General features: G+C 43.2%; 18 protein-coding genes and 3 tRNA genes. 17 read left to right on the forward strand and 4 right to left on the reverse strand.

Annotated features, from left to right (window positions below):
- Positions 1-144 precede the first annotated feature (144 nt).
- The 10 genes from K6Y31_RS15625 to luxS all read left to right on the forward strand — a co-directional run bounded on the left by K6Y31_RS15625 (position 145) and on the right by luxS (position 8,365).
- Positions 145-221, forward strand: a tRNA-Arg gene (locus K6Y31_RS15625).
- Between the two features lie 71 nt (positions 222-292).
- Positions 293-369: transfer RNA gene (locus K6Y31_RS15630), tRNA-Arg, on the forward strand.
- Between the two features lie 71 nt (positions 370-440).
- A tRNA-Arg gene (locus K6Y31_RS15635) sits at positions 441-517 on the forward strand.
- Between the two features lie 620 nt (positions 518-1,137).
- The gene (locus K6Y31_RS15640; RefSeq protein WP_233053883.1) at positions 1,138-1,377 is read left to right on the forward strand and encodes an OadG family protein; all 240 of its coding nucleotides are present in this window, start codon (positions 1,138-1,140) and stop codon (positions 1,375-1,377) included.
- A 38-nt stretch (positions 1,378-1,415) separates the two neighbouring features.
- Complete coding sequence (gene oadA / locus K6Y31_RS15645) at positions 1,416-3,203, forward strand: sodium-extruding oxaloacetate decarboxylase subunit alpha (RefSeq protein WP_233053884.1); 1,788 nt, start codon at positions 1,416-1,418, stop codon at positions 3,201-3,203.
- A gap of 9 nt (positions 3,204-3,212) precedes the next feature.
- Positions 3,213-4,343 carry a sodium ion-translocating decarboxylase subunit beta gene (locus tag K6Y31_RS15650; RefSeq protein ID WP_233053885.1) on the forward strand — a complete coding sequence of 377 codons (1,131 nt, stop codon included), beginning with the start codon at positions 3,213-3,215 and terminating at the stop codon, positions 4,341-4,343.
- 500 nt (positions 4,344-4,843) lie between these two features.
- Complete coding sequence (locus tag K6Y31_RS15655) at positions 4,844-5,281, forward strand: YqaA family protein (RefSeq protein ID WP_233053886.1); 438 nt, start codon at positions 4,844-4,846, stop codon at positions 5,279-5,281.
- A gap of 222 nt (positions 5,282-5,503) precedes the next feature.
- Positions 5,504-7,063, forward strand: coding sequence for a glutamate--cysteine ligase (gene gshA / locus K6Y31_RS15660; RefSeq protein WP_233053887.1), 1,560 nt, complete (start codon positions 5,504-5,506; stop codon positions 7,061-7,063).
- A gap of 95 nt (positions 7,064-7,158) precedes the next feature.
- Positions 7,159-7,782, forward strand: a complete 624-nt coding sequence (locus tag K6Y31_RS15665) for a transglycosylase SLT domain-containing protein (protein WP_233053888.1) — start codon at positions 7,159-7,161, stop codon at positions 7,780-7,782.
- A gap of 73 nt (positions 7,783-7,855) precedes the next feature.
- Positions 7,856-8,365 (forward strand): S-ribosylhomocysteine lyase, encoded by a 510-nt coding sequence (gene luxS, locus K6Y31_RS15670; protein WP_233053889.1) that lies wholly within the window; start codon positions 7,856-7,858, stop codon positions 8,363-8,365.
- A gap of 65 nt (positions 8,366-8,430) precedes the next feature.
- Here the strand turns inward: luxS and K6Y31_RS15675 are convergent, their stop codons facing one another.
- Positions 8,431-9,705 (reverse strand): HlyC/CorC family transporter, encoded by a 1,275-nt coding sequence (locus K6Y31_RS15675; protein ID WP_233053890.1) that lies wholly within the window; start codon positions 9,703-9,705, stop codon positions 8,431-8,433.
- Positions 9,706-9,754: 49 nt separating this feature from the next.
- On the reverse strand, positions 9,755-10,537 hold the full coding sequence (locus K6Y31_RS15680; RefSeq protein ID WP_233053891.1) for a cytochrome C assembly family protein: 783 nt from the start codon (positions 10,535-10,537) through the stop codon (positions 9,755-9,757).
- A 229-nt stretch (positions 10,538-10,766) separates the two neighbouring features.
- Between K6Y31_RS15680 and ffh the strand changes: the two genes are divergently transcribed.
- The 5 genes from ffh (at position 10,767) to rplS (ending at position 14,327) form a co-directional block, all read left to right on the forward strand.
- Positions 10,767-12,143 carry a signal recognition particle protein gene (gene ffh, locus K6Y31_RS15685; protein ID WP_233053892.1) on the forward strand — a complete coding sequence of 459 codons (1,377 nt, stop codon included), beginning with the start codon at positions 10,767-10,769 and terminating at the stop codon, positions 12,141-12,143.
- A 222-nt stretch (positions 12,144-12,365) separates the two neighbouring features.
- Entirely contained in the window at positions 12,366-12,614 is a 249-nt protein-coding gene (rpsP, locus tag K6Y31_RS15690) for a 30S ribosomal protein S16 (protein WP_233053893.1), read from the forward strand.
- A 24-nt stretch (positions 12,615-12,638) separates the two neighbouring features.
- Complete coding sequence (rimM, locus tag K6Y31_RS15695; RefSeq protein WP_233053894.1) at positions 12,639-13,166, forward strand: ribosome maturation factor RimM; 528 nt, start codon at positions 12,639-12,641, stop codon at positions 13,164-13,166.
- Positions 13,167-13,187: 21 nt separating this feature from the next.
- Positions 13,188-13,934, forward strand: a complete 747-nt coding sequence (gene trmD / locus K6Y31_RS15700) for a tRNA (guanosine(37)-N1)-methyltransferase TrmD (protein ID WP_233053895.1) — start codon at positions 13,188-13,190, stop codon at positions 13,932-13,934.
- A 39-nt stretch (positions 13,935-13,973) separates the two neighbouring features.
- Positions 13,974-14,327 (forward strand): 50S ribosomal protein L19, encoded by a 354-nt coding sequence (rplS, locus tag K6Y31_RS15705; RefSeq protein ID WP_233053896.1) that lies wholly within the window; start codon positions 13,974-13,976, stop codon positions 14,325-14,327.
- 101 nt (positions 14,328-14,428) lie between these two features.
- Here the strand turns inward: rplS and K6Y31_RS15710 are convergent, their stop codons facing one another.
- Together K6Y31_RS15710 and mutH are read right to left on the reverse strand one after the other, a co-directional pair.
- Positions 14,429-14,752: an isoamylase early set domain-containing protein gene (locus K6Y31_RS15710; protein WP_233053897.1), complete on the reverse strand. Its 324-nt coding sequence runs from the start codon at positions 14,750-14,752 to the stop codon at positions 14,429-14,431.
- 88 nt (positions 14,753-14,840) lie between these two features.
- Positions 14,841-15,509 carry a DNA mismatch repair endonuclease MutH gene (gene mutH / locus K6Y31_RS15715; RefSeq protein ID WP_233053898.1) on the reverse strand — a complete coding sequence of 223 codons (669 nt, stop codon included), beginning with the start codon at positions 15,507-15,509 and terminating at the stop codon, positions 14,841-14,843.
- Positions 15,510-16,284: 775 nt separating this feature from the next.
- Here mutH and rppH point away from each other — a divergent pair.
- Positions 16,285-16,839 (forward strand): RNA pyrophosphohydrolase, encoded by a 555-nt coding sequence (rppH, locus tag K6Y31_RS15720; RefSeq protein WP_233053899.1) that lies wholly within the window; start codon positions 16,285-16,287, stop codon positions 16,837-16,839.
- Positions 16,840-16,869: 30 nt separating this feature from the next.
- Complete coding sequence (gene ptsP, locus K6Y31_RS15725; RefSeq protein ID WP_233053900.1) at positions 16,870-19,137, forward strand: phosphoenolpyruvate--protein phosphotransferase; 2,268 nt, start codon at positions 16,870-16,872, stop codon at positions 19,135-19,137.
- Positions 19,138-19,195 lie beyond the last annotated feature (58 nt).

Genomic DNA, 19,195 nt, shown 5'->3' on the forward strand with positions numbered 1-19,195 from the left:
ATGTAGCTCAGCTGGATAGAGTACCTGGCTACGAACCAGGCGGTCGGAGGTTCGACTCCTTCCATGCGCGCCACTTTCATTTGTTGTGTAACATAAGTTATACGATGAATAAAAATCTGCTAAACCAGATAAAAAGTTTACCGCGCGCATGTAGCTCAGCTGGATAGAGTACCTGGCTACGAACCAGGCGGTCGGAGGTTCGACTCCTTCCATGCGCGCCAATTTCATTTGTTGTGTAACATAAGTTATACGATGAATAAAAATCTGCTAAACCAGACAAAAAGTTTACCGCGCGCATGTAGCTCAGCTGGATAGAGTACCTGGCTACGAACCAGGCGGTCGGAGGTTCGACTCCTTCCATGCGCGCCACTTTCATTTGTTGTGTAACATAAGTTATACGATGAATAAAAATCTGCTAAACCAGATAAAAAGTTTACCGCGCGCATGTAGCTCAGCTGGATAGAGTACCTGGCTACGAACCAGGCGGTCGGAGGTTCGACTCCTTCCATGCGCGCCATTTTTTATTCTTCTTATATATTCTTTATTCCACACTTCCATTCTTTTCCTGAATAAATACTCTCTTTGTTGTTAGTTTTTTGTTATTGCCTGTTTGCTGGGGTGTTGATTTTTTTGTGCTATTTATTCATATTTATGCACTTTGAAATGTTGATAAAGGGCCTGTGTCATGATGGCTACAAAATGACTGAACGCGAACATCCTGAAATACTTGCTCATTTGAAATATTAGTCTGCTACTTGTGTTTTTTATGGCTGTATATTTTATAACTTTAAGTTTTGTTAGCTTTATTGACCTAATTTGAGATATTTAGATCTCATAGGGGTTTTATAATTGAGTAAAATAAGTAGACTTAATGGCTTTTGAAAAATCGCACTTGTTGGCTTTTTCACCAATAAATGTTGTTTTTTTACAGATAACTCAAGCTTATTAGTTATCGATGTCTAAAAGATAGCTCGTCAATGAATGTCTCTGCTACGTAATATGATGGCTAACTCAATATAATAAGAATATAAAAACGACTTAATAGTGAATATTTATTCATTGTAGGTTTGACTTTTTTAAGGTCTAGGTAATAATGCTCATGAATTATTATTTAGGCCCGAATGGACGTAATAAATTATGGATATTACTGAACTGTTATTAGAAGCAGGGAACTTGATGCTGGTCGGCATGATTTCAGTGTTTTTGTTTCTTGGCCTATTAGTTATTGTTGTTCAACAAATGGCTAAACTTTGTCCCGTTGAATCCGCGCCTGTAGCAGCAAAAAAGCCAGCGGCAAAACCTCAGCCAGCAACATTGAATCCAAAATTAATAGCAGCCATCACAAGTGCGGTACAGCAGTACCGTGATAATAAGTAACTTGGTTCTAAGAAAACTTTTTAAAGGAGCACAACGTCATGTCTAAGCCTCTCGCTATAACTGAAGTGGTATTGCGCGACGCACACCAATCGCTGTTTGCGACGCGTATGCGTATCGAAGATATGCTGCCTATTGCAGAGAAACTCGATAAAATGGGCTTTTGGTCTCTCGAGACTTGGGGCGGCGCAACATTTGACGCCTGTATCCGTTATTTGGGTGAAGATCCTTGGGAGCGCATCCGCAAGCTTAAGCAAGCAATGCCAAACACGAAACATCAAATGCTATTACGGGGTCAAAACCTATTAGGCTACCGCCACTACGCGGATGATGTGGTAGAGAAGTTTGTTGAGCGAGCTCATGCCAATGGTGTTGATGTGTTTCGTATCTTTGATGCGATGAACGATGTCCGTAACTTTCAAACGGCTGTCAAAGCCGCGGTAAATGTTGGTGCTCATGCACAAGGTACTATCTCTTACACGACTAGCCCAGTACACACAGTGGATACTTGGGTGGATATGGCTAAACGTTTACAAGACATGGGCGCTCACTCTATCTGTATCAAAGATATGGCTGGCCTGCTTAAGCCTTATGTTGCCGAGGAATTGGTTACTCGCATTAAAGAAACTGTCGATCTACCGTTAGCCCTACATTGTCATGCTACGACTGGTTTAAGTATTGCGACTCAGCAAAAAGCCATTGATAGTGGTATTGATATCCTTGATACGGCTATTTCCTCAATGAGTATGACTTACGGTCATTCACCAACGGAAACCATTGTCTCTATTGTAGAAGGCACTGAACGTGATACCGGTCTAGACTTGCATGCGCTTGAAGACATCGCTTCTTACTTCCGTGAGGTGCGCAAAAAGTATGTGAAATTTGAAGGCGCTCTAAAAGGTGTTGATTCACGTATTTTGATAGCTCAGGTGCCGGGTGGCATGCTAACAAATATGGAAAGCCAGCTTAAAGAGCAAGGCGCGGGTGACCGTTTAGATGAAGTATTAAAAGAAATTCCACGTGTACGTGAAGATCTTGGCTTTATTCCGCTTGTTACTCCTACCTCGCAAATTGTTGGTACTCAAGCCGTAATTAACGTTCTAATGGGCGAGCGCTACAAAAACATTACCAAAGAGACAGCTGGTGTACTTAAAGGTGAGTACGGCGCTACGCCAGCAGCGGTAAACACCGAGCTACAGCAACGCGTGTTAGAGGGCAGTGAAGTCATTACTTGTCGTCCTGCTGATTTACTTGAGCCAGAGTTAGCAGCATTAACTGCTGAGTTCTTAGGCAAAGCGAAAGAGAAAGACATTAAGGTTGCTGAAAATGAAGTGGACGATGCGCTTATTTACGCGCTATTCCCACAAGTAGGCCTTAAGTTTTTAGAGAATCGTAATAATCCTGACGCATTTGAGCCAGTGCCAAGTGCCGATGATATGAAGCCTGCGGCTGCGCCGCGTACTGAAGCTGAAACCTACGCGGTTAAAGTGGATGGTCAGGTATTTAATGTTGAAGTGGGGCCTGCAGGTAGCATTGAAACCATCACGCCAGTGGGTGGGGCTCCTGTTGCTGTCGATTCAGCTGCTGCCGCGCCTGTTGCTACTGCAAATGGTCCAGCAGAAGATATTACCTCGCCATTATCAGGCACTATTTTTAAAGTGCTAGTGCAACAAGGTGAGCAAGTGAGTGAAGGTGACGTACTGTTGATCATGGAAGCGATGAAGATGGAAACTGAAATCAGAGCGGTTCGAGCAGGTACGGTACAAGCGATTCATGTTCGTGAAGGTGATTCAGTTGCAGTTGGCGATGCCCTGCTAGCGCTGGCATAAGGAGTTCCAGTGGAAGGTTTATTAACCCTTTGGCACGATACCGGTATCTATCATTTCGAGTGGAAACAGCTCGTAATGATGGCGGTGGGTGCTTTATTACTTTACTTAGCGATAGTACGTAAGTTTGAACCATTATTATTGTTGCCGATTGGTTTTGGCGCTATTTTAGCCAATATTCCCAATGCCGGTTTTACCGACGAAGGTGGCATACTTTACTACATCTACCATATTGGTATTGAAACGGGTGTTTTCCCGTTACTTATCTTTATGGGGGTGGGCGCGATGACAGACTTTGGTGCGCTAATTGCTAACCCTAAAATGCTATTCTTGGGAGCCGCGGCACAATTTGGTATTTTTGCTACCTTGTTTGGTGCAATCATGTTGAATGTTATCCCAGGTTTTGAGTTTAGCTTACAGGACGCTTCTGCCATTGCCATTATTGGTGGTGCGGATGGGCCAACAGCAATATTCCTTGCTTCCAAGCTTGCCCCTCACTTGTTAGGTGCGATTGCGGTAGCGGCATATTCTTACATGGCGTTAGTGCCTTTGATTCAACCGCCGATCATGCGTGCTTTAACTTCTGAGAAAGAGCGTGCGATCCAGATGGAGCAATTAAGACCAGTTAGCAAGCGTGAGAAAATTTTATTTCCGCTATTGGTGCTGTTTGCTTGTATCTTGTTATTACCAGCAGCAACACCGCTTGTGGGCATGTTCTGTTTAGGCAACCTGATGCGTGAATCTGGCGTTGTAGAGCGTTTAAGTAATGCTGCGCAAAATGAAATTATTAACGCGGTAACTATTTTCCTCGGCTTGGCTGTTGGATCTAAGTTATCAGCCAAATATTTCTTAACCTTAGAAACATTAGGCATTTTGGTACTTGGCGCGGTGGCGTTTGCGATTGGTACTGCCTCGGGTGTATTGATGGCGAAACTAATGAGCCGAATGTCGGGCGGTAAGATTAACCCATTATTAGGGGCTGCGGGTGTATCAGCGGTGCCAATGGCGGCGCGAGTGGTGAATAAAGTGGGCCTAGAAGCTAACCCACAAAACTTCTTACTGATGCATGCTATGGGCCCTAACGTGGCTGGCGTACTCGGTAGTGCTGTCGCCGCTGGTGTGTTACTGGCTTTAGTTGGTTAATCTCTATTTAATCAGATAAGCATTTAATAAAAGGTGGCTTGGCCACCTTTTTTATTGCCCCCACTTAGTTCTCGTTGGTTAAGGCCTATTTTAGCTTGTCTTTTATGTTCGTGTTAAATGAAGCATTAAAGTAAAAAAGCCAATTAAAAAGGCAGACAGGCCAGCTATCCAGTAAAAACCTTTCGCGCCCTGCTTAATTGATAAACCATTGTAATGCAGAAACCCCAGCCAAAGTAATGAGATAACTAGGGGGATTAAAAACATTCTCGCCATTGTAGCGCTCCTTGGGTGCATAGCCTGTCGTTGTTTAGCTTACGTTTGAGTTGCCACATCTGCTCTATTTATATCAAAAAACATCGCATTAGGGGTGATAGCGTTGTCTGAGTTGGCAACCTTTAGTCTGATTTTACGTTAAAAATCGACTACTTCGCCTTGCTTAAGCTTAGATTAACGAACAAATTTGATAAACTGTTGCCACTTGGTTTTTCTGGTTGATTAAAATGTTCGAAACTGTGCTAACGCACACTATGTCACTATGGGGCTTGTTTAGTCTGAGCTTTATCGCCGCGACTTTATTACCTGCAGGCTCTGAAGTATTACTCACTGCTATGATCTTGGCTGAACAATATTCAGTCTACAGTTTGATCGCAGTGGCAACTATAGGCAATACATTGGGTGGATTTCTCACTTACTATTTTGGTTGGTTAGCGCGCTGTTATCAAAAGAACTTAGAAATTAAGCAACAGAAAGTCATCATTTATATGCAACGTTATGGTATTTATTGTTTATTATTTAGCTGGTTACCTATTTTCGGTGATATTTTTTGTTTTGCGGCTGGCTGGTTGAAATTAAATCGCTACTGGTCAGGTTTATTGCTATTGCTTGGTAAGCTGTTACGTTACTCATTTATTGCTTTGATTGCTCAAGGTCTTATCTGAGCCAAAGTATGAGCGAAAACTTGTAATATGAAGTGGCAGCCCCAATATACGGTAGCAAACATATTATTATGCGCATTTACCTGTTAGCGGTTTAGGTAAGTGTTTTCTGCAGCTTGCTGTAAGTGAATCAGAGTGACATGATGTGACTCTTCTATTTGTTTAGGCGCCAGCGACTATCACTCTTATGAATAAGACTGGTGTGACATAAACTAAGGCTTTATCTTGAATTCAAAATTTAATCAACAACTTGAGCTGTTAAAGGCTACTCCTGGAGCGTTGACTGGGATCAATCGAGGCATTGAGCGGGAAAGTTTACGCGTTGCTAGTAATGGCCAGCTAGCGCAAACTCCTCATCCTGAATCATTAGGTAAAGCGTTAACGCATTCAACCATTACAACTGACTTTGCAGAAAGCCTACTAGAGTTTATTACCCCAGTATCAACCGCTACTTCGGTCTTATTTGAGCAATTACAAGACATTCACCATTACACGGTGAAAAATTTGGGCCAAGAGCAGCTTTGGCCAATGAGCATGCCTTGTTACTGCGCTGATGAAGAGCAAATAGAACTCGCGCAATACGGCACCTCTAATATCGGCAAAATGAAAACCACTTACCGTGAAGGGTTAAAAAACCGCTACGGTAGTATGATGCAAATTATCTCGGGTGTGCATTACAATTTCTCTTTGCCGCAGCAGTTTTGGCAGTTAAAGCAAGCGCCGGGAATGAGTGAACAAGATAAAGCCTCAGCTGGATATATGGCTTTAGTGCGTAATTTTTACCGTTTTGGCTGGGTTATTCCTTATTTGTTTGGTGCTTCACCTGCGCTTTGTAGTTCATTTTTACAAGGTAAAAAGAGCAGCTTACCATTTGAAGCTCTTGGCAAAGGAACGGTTTATCTACCTTATGCGACGTCTTTACGTTTGAGTGATTTGGGATATACAAATAGCAGTCAAGCTGATTTGTGTGTGAGTTATAATGCGCTTGACTCTTATCTTCATTCGGTCGAAAAAGCCGTCAATGCACACTCGCTAGCTTTTGAAAAAATTGGTGTAAAAGAAAACGGCCAATATAAGCAGTTAAACGCTAATATGCTGCAAATCGAGAATGAACTTTACGCGCCGATCCGTCCTAAGCGTGTCACGTTTGCCAATGAAAAGCCGCGTCATGCACTGGCGGCGCGTGGTATTGAGTATATTGAAGTGCGCTCACTTGATGTGAATCCGTTCGCCGCTGTGGGGATCACACCGCTCCAGTCTTATTTCTTAGATGTTTTTCTCACTTGGTGCGCCCTTAAACCGTCGGCTGAATTTGATCCATCGCGCTGTAATGAATACAAAGGCAACTTTACTAAAGTGGTACTTGAAGGCAGAAAGCCGGGCATTACTCTTGAGATCAGTCGTGAAGAATTAACCATACCGCAATGGGGTGAAAAACTGATGCTTGAGTGGCGTGAAGTGGCGGCAATGCTTGATCGCGATAACAACACTCAATCATTTAGCGCCGCTTTAACTGAGTTGGCGCCAAGCTTTGCTGACCCTGAACTCACCTTGTCTGGGCAGCTATTGAAAGAACTAAAATCATTAGAAATAGATAATGGTGAATTTGCCATCAAATTATCGAATCAATACAAGCAAGAGCTTGCCTCTGGTTCATACCAATATTGGACTGAAGATGATTTTACCCAATTTAGAGTTGAGTCGATGATTAAGCAGCAGGCGATTGAGTCGGCAGACCAAGTGGGCTTTGATGAGTTTTTGACCCAGTATTTTGCCAAGAAGTAGCAGTAGATAAAAAAGCAGGAGCCTTACGGCTCCTGAAAACAATGAAAAAAACAATTCTTGCACTTACTAAGGCAACAATAGAGGCAAAGAGTTCAATGGGAATAATAAAAAATACAAAATATTTTTTTCTGCTTACTTGTGTGTCTTTATTGGCTGCATGTAGCTCATCCCCACCCCGAAATCCCGAAAATTTATGTGAAATATTTCAAGAAAAGCGCGATTGGTATACGGCGGCGAAGGACATGGAAGATAAATGGGGCACGCCACTTCATGTACCAATGGCAATGATGTATCAAGAGAGTAGCTTTAAGCATGATGCCGCGCCGCCGATGGAGTATTTCTTATTTATCCCAACTGGAAGAGCCAGTAGTGCTTATGGTTACAGCCAGGCCAAAACGTTAACTTGGCAAGATTATACTCGTGAAACGGGAAACGGTTGGGCCAGCCGTGATGACTTTGCCGATGCGATTGATTTTATGGGGTGGTTTACCACTAAGACTCATAAAATTAATGGCGTATCTAAATGGGATGCTTACCGTCAATACCTTAATTATCACGAGGGTTGGGGTGGCTATAGAAAAGGTAGTTATAACAAAAAACCTTGGTTAATCAAGGTGTCAAAGAAAGTTGACCAACGCGCCAAGCAATATGCTCAACAATTAAAGCGGTGCCAAGATGACTTAGATTCAGGTTGGTTGTGGCGTACTTTCTTTAGCTAAAACCCAACAATCAACTAGATCCCAGTCACGGCTTTGGTTAGAGTAGCGCCATAACTATGATAGGAGAAACAAGATGCCATTATTAGATAGCTTCACTGTAGACCATACCAAGATGAATGCACCTGCAGTACGTGTGGCAAAAACCATGAAAACCCCAGGCCAAGATACGATTACCGTATTCGACCTACGTTTTTGCGTACCAAATGAAGAGCTACTATCAGAAAAAGGTATCCACACCTTAGAGCACTTATTTGCCGGTTTTATCCGTCAGCATTTAAATAGCGACACCGTAGAAATTATTGATGTGTCTCCAATGGGGTGTCGTACTGGCTTTTACATGAGCCTTATTGGCTCGCCATCTGAGCAAACAGTTGCCGACAGCTGGTTAGCTGCAATGCAAGATGTGCTTGTTGTGCAAAGCCAAGATGAAATCCCTGAGCTTAATGAATATCAGTGTGGCACGTTTGTGATGCATTCTCTTGATGAAGCAAAAGCGATAGCTAAAACCATTATTGAACGCGGTGTTGGAGTTAATCAAAATGATGAGCTGGCGCTGCCAAAAGAATTACTTGAAAAGCTGTAACAAATAAATTGAACAACAAAAAAAGCGGGCTAACTTATTCAATACAGTATATCAGCCCGCTTTATTTATTCTTTTTCTTGGTACAGGTGGGGGATGATCCGCACTAACTTGACCATGTTGTTTTCAACTTCTACCACTTCAATGGGATAACCAAATAAACGGACACTGATATTGGGTGCTGGAATATCTTCCAAGTACTCTAGAATTAAGCCATTTAGGGTTTTTGGTCCATCAGTTGGGAACTGCCAGTTCATTTCTTTATTGATATCACGAATACTGATGCTGCCTTCAACTAAGAAACTGCCATCTTCTTGCTGGTGAATTTCATCAGATACCTCTGGCGTGATGCTGGTGGTGAAATCACCTACTATTTCTTCTAGTAAGTCTTCCAATGTGACCAAGCCTTGAATATCACCGTACTCGTCAATCACTAAGCCTATGCGCTCTTTTCTACGCTGAAATTTCAGTAACTGCGTGTTCAAGGGGGTGCCTTCTGGAATGAAGTAAAGCTCTTTTACACTGCGCAGTAATGTGGTTTTATCGAGTTGCTCTTTGAGCATCATACGCAAGGTATCTTTGGCATGAATAAAGCCAACGGCATCATCAATATTGTCACGATACAGTAGAATTCGGGTATGGGGGGATTGCGTTAGCTGACGTAATATCAGCTCCCAATCATCATTAATATCGATACCGGCAATGTCACTGCGCGGGATCATAATGTCTTCTACTGCAACTTGTTCTAAATCTAAGATGCTGAGTAGCATCTCTTGGTGACGTTTAGGGATCATCGCGCCAGCTTCATGAACGATAGTGCGCAACTCGTCGGGGGATAAATGGTCGTCACCGCCATTGGCACTGTCTATGCGTAGCAGCTTGAGTAAACCATTGGATAAAAAGTTAACAAACCATACCACAGGGGTGAAAATCTTCTGCAGCGGGCGCAGCAGTAATGAACTTGGAAACGCTATTTTTTCGGGATATAACGCCGCTAACGTTTTCGGCGTCACTTCGGCAAAAATCAATAATGCTAAGGTGAGTGCACCTGTGGCGATGGCGATACCCGCATCACCGAATAAGCGTTGACCGATGATAGTCGCAATCGCCGAAGCCAGAATATTGACTAAGTTGTTACCAATGAGAATTAAGCCAATCAATTTATCAGGGCGTTGTAGTAACTTCTCGACCCGTATTGCACTTTTATTATTCTGTTTAACAAGGTGGCGCAGTCGGTAGCGATTAATCGCCATCATGCCGGTTTCAGAACTGGAAAAGTACGCTGACATTAAGATCAACAGACCTAAAATGGCAAACAGTACTTCGGTCGATATGGTATCCAATGTGGATCCTCTTGGTAGTCAATAAATGGGTTAAAAATTGAGTAGCAGCTTAAGTTAAGATTATTTCTTTGACAAAACGGCTGCCAAAATAGGCTAAGGTAAGCACAAAGGCACCTATAACCGTGGCATAAATGACAGGTTTTCCGCGCCAGCCTTTGATGTAGTGGCCCCAAAGTAGAGTTATGTATAAAAACCAAGCAACAATAGACAGTATGGCTTTATGCGCCTTACCCTGAGCAAACATATCATCTAAAAAGATAAAACCGGTAGCAAGGGATAAACTTAATAAAATGGTACCAATAAATATCAGTTGAAACAGCTGTTTTTCTACTGTCATTAGCGGTGGCAGGGCCGGGTGAAACAAAGGTTTTCGTTTTTGTTTTAACTGATAATCTAAGTAACCTAATTGGGTTGCAAATAGACCGGCGATCATCAGCGTTGAGTAAGCCAACAAGGCAATACTAATGTGCACGACTATCTCTGGTCGAGTTTCAAGGTGAGTAATGTAATTTGATGGCAGCAGGGTGGCGGCCCCTAGATTGACCATGGCAAAACCATAGGCGACAGGTAAGATCACCCAAACCCGAATACGCAGTGCGGCACTTGATAACACTAAGCAAATAATCAAGCTAACTAATGTTGCCACGTTAATTAAAGATAAATTTTGCCCTGATGCGATAAAAATATCTTGGTATAGCCAAGCGCCTTGCAGCACCATTGCGCTATAAGCGCAGCCGAGCACTAACACCTTGTTGGGACCTTGATGGTGCAATAACCGACTTAAGCACGCGATAGTCGCGAGTGCGTAAAGTGCTAAAGCAAAAATAGACATCACTTCCATTAACGTAAATTACCCTTTAATTAAGGCTGGTAGTATAACCTGTGGGTTCTACTTGAGCCAATAAATCAAAGGATAATCCAGTTACTTAACACGCATTATGGCTAACATTTGTGAGACAAAAGGGGGGATTGGTTAAAACTAAGGCGCTTGATACTGTGTTGTATTGGACCACTTAAGGGTATAATCGCCCTAATTTATTAGTAAGTTTGTTGAGAAAACCATGTTTGAGAATCTGACTGACAGACTGTCGCGTTCGCTGAAAAATATCAGTGGCCGTGGCCGATTAACTGAAGACAATATTAAAGATACCTTACGTGAAGTAAGAATGGCCCTGCTTGAAGCCGACGTGGCACTGCCTGTTGTGCGTGAATTTGTCGCTAAAGTTAAAGCAAGAGCGGTAGGTCAGGAAGTTACTAAAAGCCTAAGTCCCGGCCAAGTATTCATCAAAATCGTGCAGTCTGAGCTTGAAGCCGCGATGGGTGACGCTAACGAAAAACTGGATTTAGCCGCGCAACCCCCAGCCATTTTATTAATGGCAGGCCTGCAAGGTGCCGGTAAAACCACTTCGGTGGCTAAATTAGCGAAATTTTTAAAAGAGCGTGAAAAGAAATCGGTACTGGTGGTTAGTGCTGACGTATACCGCCCAGCAGCAATCAAACAGTTGGAAACCTTAGCAAGCGAAGTGCAAGTTGAGTTTTTCCCGAGTGATATTTCACAAAAACCAATTGATATTGCTAATGCGGCTATTAGCCATGCGAAAAAGCAGTTTATTGATGTGGTTATTGTCGATACCGCGGGTCGCTTGCACGTCGATGAAAGCATGATGAATGAAATCATCGACTTACATAAGGCGATTAACCCGGTTGAAACGCTGTTTGTAGTGGATGCCATGACAGGTCAAGACGCGGCGAATACCGCGCGTGCTTTTAATGAGTCGTTGCCATTAACGGGCGTCATTCTAACCAAGGCGGACGGTGATGCTCGCGGCGGTGCTGCGTTGTCGATTCGTCAAATCACCGGTAAGCCGATTAAATTTATGGGTATGGGTGAAAAAACCGATGCCTTAGAGCCCTTCTACCCTGATCGTATCGCTTCTCGAATCTTAGGCATGGGTGACGTACTGTCTTTAATCGAAGAGATCGAGCAAAAAGTTGATAAAGACAAAGCGGCTAAGCTGGCCAATAAAGTACAAAAAGGCAAAGGTTTTGATCTAGAAGACTTTCGTGAACAGCTGGTGCAAATGAAAAGCATGGGCGGCATGATGAGTATGATGGATAAACTACCCGGTATGGGACAGTTGCCAGATTCAGTAAAAGATCAGGTGAACGATAAGCTAACGGTGCAAATGGAAGCCATCATTAATTCCATGACGCCGGGTGAGCGCTCCCGCCCTGAAATAATCAAGGGCTCGCGTAAACGTCGTATAGCATTAGGTTCGGGTACTTCTATTCAAGAAGTAAACAAGCTACTAAAGCAATTTACGCAGATGCAAAAAATGATGAAAAAAATGTCCGGCAAGGGCGGCATGCGCAAAATGATGGGACGCATGCAAGGTATGATGCCGCCGGGCATGATGAAAGGCAAAGGTCCATTTTAATCCCTTAGCGCTATGAACGGCTGTTGTCGTGACACAAAAAAACGGAACCGGGTTCCCTTTTTTTGTGTCTGCCGCTTGACCTTACCTGTTAAATAGCCATTCAACAGGTAAGGAATCAGTTGCTTTTATAGAGAATAAGAGTACAATTTTGCGGCTTTCTACAAAGTGGGGGGTCTGAAACTTTTTCAGGCTCAGTAGTTTTTCAAAATATATGAGGACGATATGGTTACCATTCGTTTAGCTCGTGGCGGCGCAAAAAAGCGTCCATTTTATCAGGTTGTAGTAGCTGACAGCCGTAATGCAGCAACTGGTCGTTACATTGAGAAAGTAGGTTTCTTTAACCCTACTGCTCGCGGTAGCGAAGAGCCGCTTCGTTTAAACAGCGAGCGTATTGAGCACTGGGTGTCTCAAGGCGCAACGCTTAGCGCACGTGTTGCTAAGCTGGTTAAAGACAGCCAAAAAGCTGCTTAATCAACTAGGTATAGGGGAAGTTTAGTGAGTGAACAAGCAGACCAGATTGTTGTTGGTAAGTTTGGTGCCGTATACGGTATTAAGGGCTGGCTAAAAATACATTCCTATACTGATGACCCCGAAGGTGTCTTTGACTACAAGCCTTGGCATGTTGAATACCAAGGGCGGCAAAAAGAAGTTCAAGTAACTGAATACCGTCGCCATAGTAAAACTTGGATAGCAAAAGTTGCAGGTTTTGATGTTAGAGAAGACGCTCAAGCCCTTGTTGGATTAGAGATTTTGGTTAGCGATGACCAACTTCCTGAACTCGATGATGGGGTTTATTGGCGTGATTTGATGGGATGTCAGGTAAAAACAACGCAAGGTTACGACCTTGGTGTGGTGGCTGACATGATGGAAACTGGCTCAAATGATGTGCTAGTTGTTAAATCCAACCCGACAGATGCCTTTGGCAAGAAAGAACGGTTAATTCCGTATCTTGAACAGCAGGTAATTATCCAAGTGGATATTGCCAACAAATTTATTGAAGTAGACTGGGATCCAGGATTCTAGGTTACTCCGAGGAGTCATTCTATGTGGTTAGGGGTCATTAGCCTCTTCCCGGACATGTTTCGGGCCATAACAGAACACGGAGTAACAGGTAGGGCTGTGAAGCAGCAACTGCTTGAATTCCAATGTTGGAATCCAAGGGATTTCACCACAGATAAACATAAAACTGTCGATGACAGACCTTATGGTGGTGGCCCTGGTATGTTGATGATGGTTGAGCCTTTGCGCCAAGCCATTCATGCAGCAAAAGCCGCAGCGGAGCAAGCAGGGATCGAGGCGAAGGTAATTTACCTTTCACCTCAAGGACGAAAACTTGAACAAAGTGGCGTTAAAGAGTTGGCACAAAATCAAGGTTTGATTTTAGTGGCAGGTCGCTACGAAGGGATAGATGAGCGCATAATTAAAACTGAAATCGATGAAGAGTGGTCGATAGGTGATTATGTGTTAACGGGCGGCGAATTGCCTGCCATGACTTTAATTGATGCTGTGGTACGTTTTGTACCGGGTGTTTTAGGTCATGCTGCATCAGCCGAGCAAGATTCATTTTCCGAAGGATTATTGGATTGCCCGCATTACACCCGTCCTGAAGTGCTGGGAGATTTAGCGGTGCCACCGGTGTTACTGAGTGGTAATCACGAAAAAATCCGACAATGGCGGCTAACGCAGTCATTAGGCCGTACCTGGGAACGAAGACCAGAACTTATTAACAACCTAGCTCTGACTGACGAACAAGCACGCTTGTTAGCTGAATACATCAGTGACTCTGAGTAACAGCAATCGTATCAGTTTATCTAGGCAGAGGTTTTTAAAATGAGCAACATCATTAAACAGCTCGAAGACGAGCAGTTAAAAACAGATCTACCTACTTTCGCTCCAGGTGACACAGTAGTAGTTCAAGTTCGAGTAAAAGAAGGCGACAAAGAGCGTCTTCAGGCTTTTGAAGGTTTCGTATTAGCTAAGCGTAACCGCGGCTTACACTCTTCTTTCACTGTTCGTAAGATTTCTAACGGTGAAGGTGTTGAGCGTGTATTCCAAACTCATAGCCCAATTGTAGATAGCATTACAGTTAAACGTCGTGGTGATGTACGTCAAGCTAAGCTTTACTACATGCGCGGTCGTACTGGTAAAGCAGCTCGTATCAAAGAGAAGCTTGGTAAAAAGTAAGACTAAAAAAGGCTCGCACTGCGAGCCTTTTTTTCATCTGCTGCTTCTTTATTGTTGTTCTTATCTAGCTCAAATTGTGCGAGCCAATTTCATTGTTGATATTATCCTTGAACACTGATCACTGAATTCTCAGTGCCAAATTCGTTTCTTTTATAGCCATCTGCCTGTATATCATTTTCAAACGCTTCCGAGCCGTCGGTATGAACAAATCTATATTTGTATTCAAATTCAGCTTGATTGTCAGTTGGAATATCTAACGTTGCCTTGAACTTACCATTTTTGAACTTTTGCAGCTCAAGAGGCTGCCAATCATTAAATTCGGCAAGTAAAAAAACTTGTTCGGCTGCTGCTGCCATTTCTTTTTCCACTTCAAATGTCACTTTCACTTGAGGTTTAGATTTTAGAAAGCGCTTTTTCACTGGCATGAATACCTCCTCAGGTATGGCTATCACTAATAACAAAAATAACAATACATTATCATAACGATTATTGCTGCCGTTAGTGAAGTAAATATTAAACTAAAAAGTAACTTTGTAAAATTTGTGAAGTGAACTCCTTTTTTAAATAGAAGCCTCGAGGCCGTGTTTGGATCTGTTGTCCTCTGTTTCCTATTGCTGATGTAAGTGCTTTGCCATTGGCTGCTTTAGGCCGCAGTTGCAATACTTGGCCATGGCGAGCGGTGATTTGCTCAATCTCGCCAAGGGCAATGCGGTCCATCAACTCTTCCCAATCTTGCTGCAATAACTTCTCTTCTTGTTGGGTTGGTTGCCAAAGCAAGGGGGAGCCGATGCGACGCTGCCCAAGGGGGATTTCTCTTCGTCCTTCCACGGGGATCCAAAGTACGCAACTGAGCTTATTTTTCACATTGCTATTGGCCCAGTTTAAACCAGCAATATTCAAAAGGGGGGCAACGCAAACAAAGGTGGTTTCAAGTGGCTGGCCTTGCTCGTTGATCGGGATTGTTTTTAACTCAACCCCGAGTTCGGGAAAATCTTGCTCTGGCTTAGACCCCGCTTGCGCACCTAAATGGTGTTCAATTAATTGGCCGACCCAGCCTTTATCTCGACGCAGATCCTTGGGAAGTGGCCAATCAGCACTCGCCGCTAATTGCGCTAAATTAAGCCCAGCAATGTGCTGGGCTCGTTGCATAAGTTGCTCTATAGATTGAGGAGAAGACTGCATAATAAAAAGTCGAAAAATAAAAATGATTATACCTTTTTGCAAACTAAGCTGCATTTGCTGTTTTTTTGTTCGATCTTGCTGGTTAAGTATTCAAGTGATAATTAATTTCTATCTATATGATTTATATTGGTTTTTATGTTTTTCATTTACTTGACTTATAACAAGGGAAGCATTTTTTGCAGTTTTACTGTACATATAAGTTTGCGTACACAAGTTTATCCACAGAAACTCTGGATAACTTATGAAACCTTGGCTGTTTTATTCACAATTCTATGCTTGTTAGGTTGCCGAATGAGATACCAGCCGCCAAACTGGTACTTTTTTAGCGATTGTTTTCAAATTTTTGTGAATAACTTACTGGGTGGTTGAAATCTGTTCATTGAGTTTTATACACACCAGATAGGTTGATTACAGTACTGTTTATAAAAACAGTTTTTTAGTTTTCTATCATTGCTTTTACTTCAATATGCTGTTTTTAAAAAGATAAATTTTTTTGCTTCAGTAGGGGGGAATTCCAGAGAAAGGTAGTTTAGCTTTCGATGGTGACAAAATACCGAATTCTTAACAGACTTATGCACAGAATTAGTGAAGAAATTGAAATGAATTTGTGGCGATGTGACTAATTGGTGTGTATAAGTGAAGCTATGTATTGAAGTTATCCATAAAGTGTGAGCCGCTATACGTTTGGCACGGGTCAAAGTGTATCTTGTTTGCTGCAATCGTGGGAATATGAAAGAATCTAAAGTATTAGAGATTAAGCCCAATAGGTGCATAAGTGATTGATGCCGATGGTTATCGTCCAAATGTAGGCATTATTATCTGTAACCCCAGTGGGCAGGTAATGTGGGCTAAGCGTTTTGGACAACATTCTTGGCAGTTTCCGCAAGGTGGAGTTAATGAAGGCGAAAGCGCCGAACAAGCTATGTTTCGTGAGCTTTATGAAGAAGTAGGGCTAGAAAAACATGAAGTAAAAATCTTAGCTGTGAGTAGAAGTTGGCTAAGATATAAATTGCCAAAACGTTTAGTGAGATGGGATTCTAAGCCTGTATGTATCGGACAAAAGCAAAAATGGTTTTTACTGTCATTACAAGCAAAAGAATCCAGAGTTAATTTAAGTGCTTGTGGGCACCCTGAATTTGATGACTGGCGCTGGGTTAGCTATTGGTATCCGGTGCGTCAAGTTGTGTCATTTAAACGGGATGTTTATCGCCGGGTGATGAAAGAGTTTTGCCCGACGGCGCTGCCGTTTAATCGCCCTGAAGCAGAGCCCAAAAAGCGCAAAGAAAAACGTAAGCGTTTTACCAAAAAGTACCGAAAACCAACCAAGTAGTGTTTTAATTAATACCCCATAGGAGGCGATGTGTTAACGCAACTTAGAGAGATAGTAGAGCATGTTAATTTAGCTGACTCTCTAGAGGCTGCTATGGGGGTATTAGTCAGTGAAATACGTCAGGTTATGGCGGTTGACTGTTGCTCTGTGTATCTGGCTCACGATTCGTTAAGTCACTTTACCCTTGCTGCTACTGACGGTCTTGCTGCAAGTGCTGTCGGTAATACCCGCATTGAATTTAGTGAAGGGGTAGTGGGTTTAGTTGGTCAAAAAGAAGAGCCGTTAAACTTGGCAGATGCGCAAGCACACCCACGTTTTAAATACTTACCTGAAGTACAAGAAGATGATTTTCGAGCTTTTTTAGGCGCTCCCATTATTCACCAGCGCAAAGTATTAGGTGTTTTGGTGGTACAGCAAAGGCGTGCGCGTGAATACGACATCAACGAAGAATCGTTTATTGTTACTCTCGCGGCGCAGTTGGCAAATGTGATTGCTCACTCCCACGCGAAAGGAATGTTTTCTTCTCCAAATACTCAAAAGAAAACCATCCGCTCAATCAAAGGCATTGCCGGTAGTCCCGGTATTGCGATCGCTAAAGCGCAAGTCATCACGCCACAAGTGACCCTTGAAATGATCGAGATTGAATCGTCTCAAGATATTGACGGTGAGCTGGTTCGCTTCACTTCTGCGGTGCAGCAGAGTATTGAAGAGATCAAGGCAATAGCATTTCGTCTTAAGGAGCAATTACCTAAAGAAGCCCTAGCTATTTTTGATGTTTATCAGCATATGCTGGCTGACGTGAGCTTGTCTGGCGAAATTAAAGCTGAAATTCGCGCGGGTCTTAAAGCTACCTCGGCGGTTAAACAAGTGGCCGTTAGGTATATTCAGCAATTTAAAGCAATGTCAGATCCTTATTTAAGAGAGCGAGCGACGGATACTAAAGATGTCTGTCAGCGCTTAATTAATCATTTAATTGGCCTAGAGCCTGCAGCACTGATTGCCAATGAGTTAATTCTAGTGGCTGACGAAGTCACGGCAACAATGTTGGCTAATGTGCCAAAAGAAAAGCTCAAAGGCATTGTATCGGTTAAAGGGTCGGCTAATTCTCATGCCGCTATTTTAGCGCGCGCCTTGGGTATTCCTGCGCTGATGGGCATGTCGCTACCGATTGAAAAGCTCAGTCACAGTTTGCTTATTCTTGATGGCTACAGTGGCGAATTGTATGTTTCGCCTGAGCAAGCCGTACAGAATGAATACGAAGGCTTACTCGCCGAAGAGAAGCAACTCGACAGCATCATGCTTGATTGTCTTGAAGCGCCAGCGGTCACCCGAGATGGCATTAAGATTGAGATGTTGTTAAATGCTGGGTTAAGTGCTGACACCGAAATCGCGATTAATGAATTCGCTGATGGGGTGGGGCTGTATCGCACTGAAGTGCCTTTTATGCTAACGGAAAGCTTTCCTACCGAGCAAGAGCAAACCGAACGTTATCGTGGCATTCTACAAACTTATGCCGCTAAACCAGTCACCATGCGCACGCTGGATGTGGGCGGTGATAAGCAGTTGCCTTACTTTCCTATTATTGAAGAAAACCCCTTTCTTGGTTGGCGCGGTATTCGTTTAACCCTGGATCATCCTGAAATATTTCTGGTGCAGATTAAAGCGATGCTGCGCGCCAGTATCGGCTTAAACAATTTACAAATCATGCTGCCAATGATCAGTGGTGTCACCGAAGTTGACGATTCGATCCGTTTAATCAATCAGGCATGGAATGAAATCAGCGAGCAAGCCGCGGCTCAAGGCGAGAATTTAAGAAAACCAAAATTAGGTGTGATGCTAGAAGTGCCCTCTGCGTTGTATATTTTGCCGCAGCTGGCGAAACGAGTCGATTTCTGGTCGGTGGGAAGTAACGATTTAACGCAATACCTACTTGCCGTTGACCGCAACAACCCGCGCGTGGCGGATATTTTTGATAGTTTTCACCCCGCCGTGCTACAAGCCCTGCAGCATATTATTGCGCAAGCCAAGCAACACAAGGTCTCAGTGAGCTTATGTGGTGAGCTGGCTGGTGACCCGCTAGGGGCCGTAATCTTAATGGCGATGGGTTACACTAAGCTTAGTATGAATACTTATAATATTGCGCGGATTAAATTTGTTATTCGCCATGTTTCAGTTAAAGAGTTACAAGCACTATTAGGGCAAGCATATGAGCTTGATTCTGGCAAAGCGGTTCGCGCTTTATTCGCCCAATATCTTGAAGCCCAAGGCCTTGGTGGCTTAGTGAGGGCTGGGCGTTAAGTGCCAAAGGCTTGCTAGGTATATGATTTTGTGATGACAATGTGGCTCTTTCCTTGTT

It is taken from the genome of Motilimonas cestriensis, assembly GCF_021295315.1.
In the GTDB taxonomy this organism is placed as follows: Bacteria; Pseudomonadota; Gammaproteobacteria; order Enterobacterales; family CBDFNC01; genus Motilimonas; species Motilimonas cestriensis.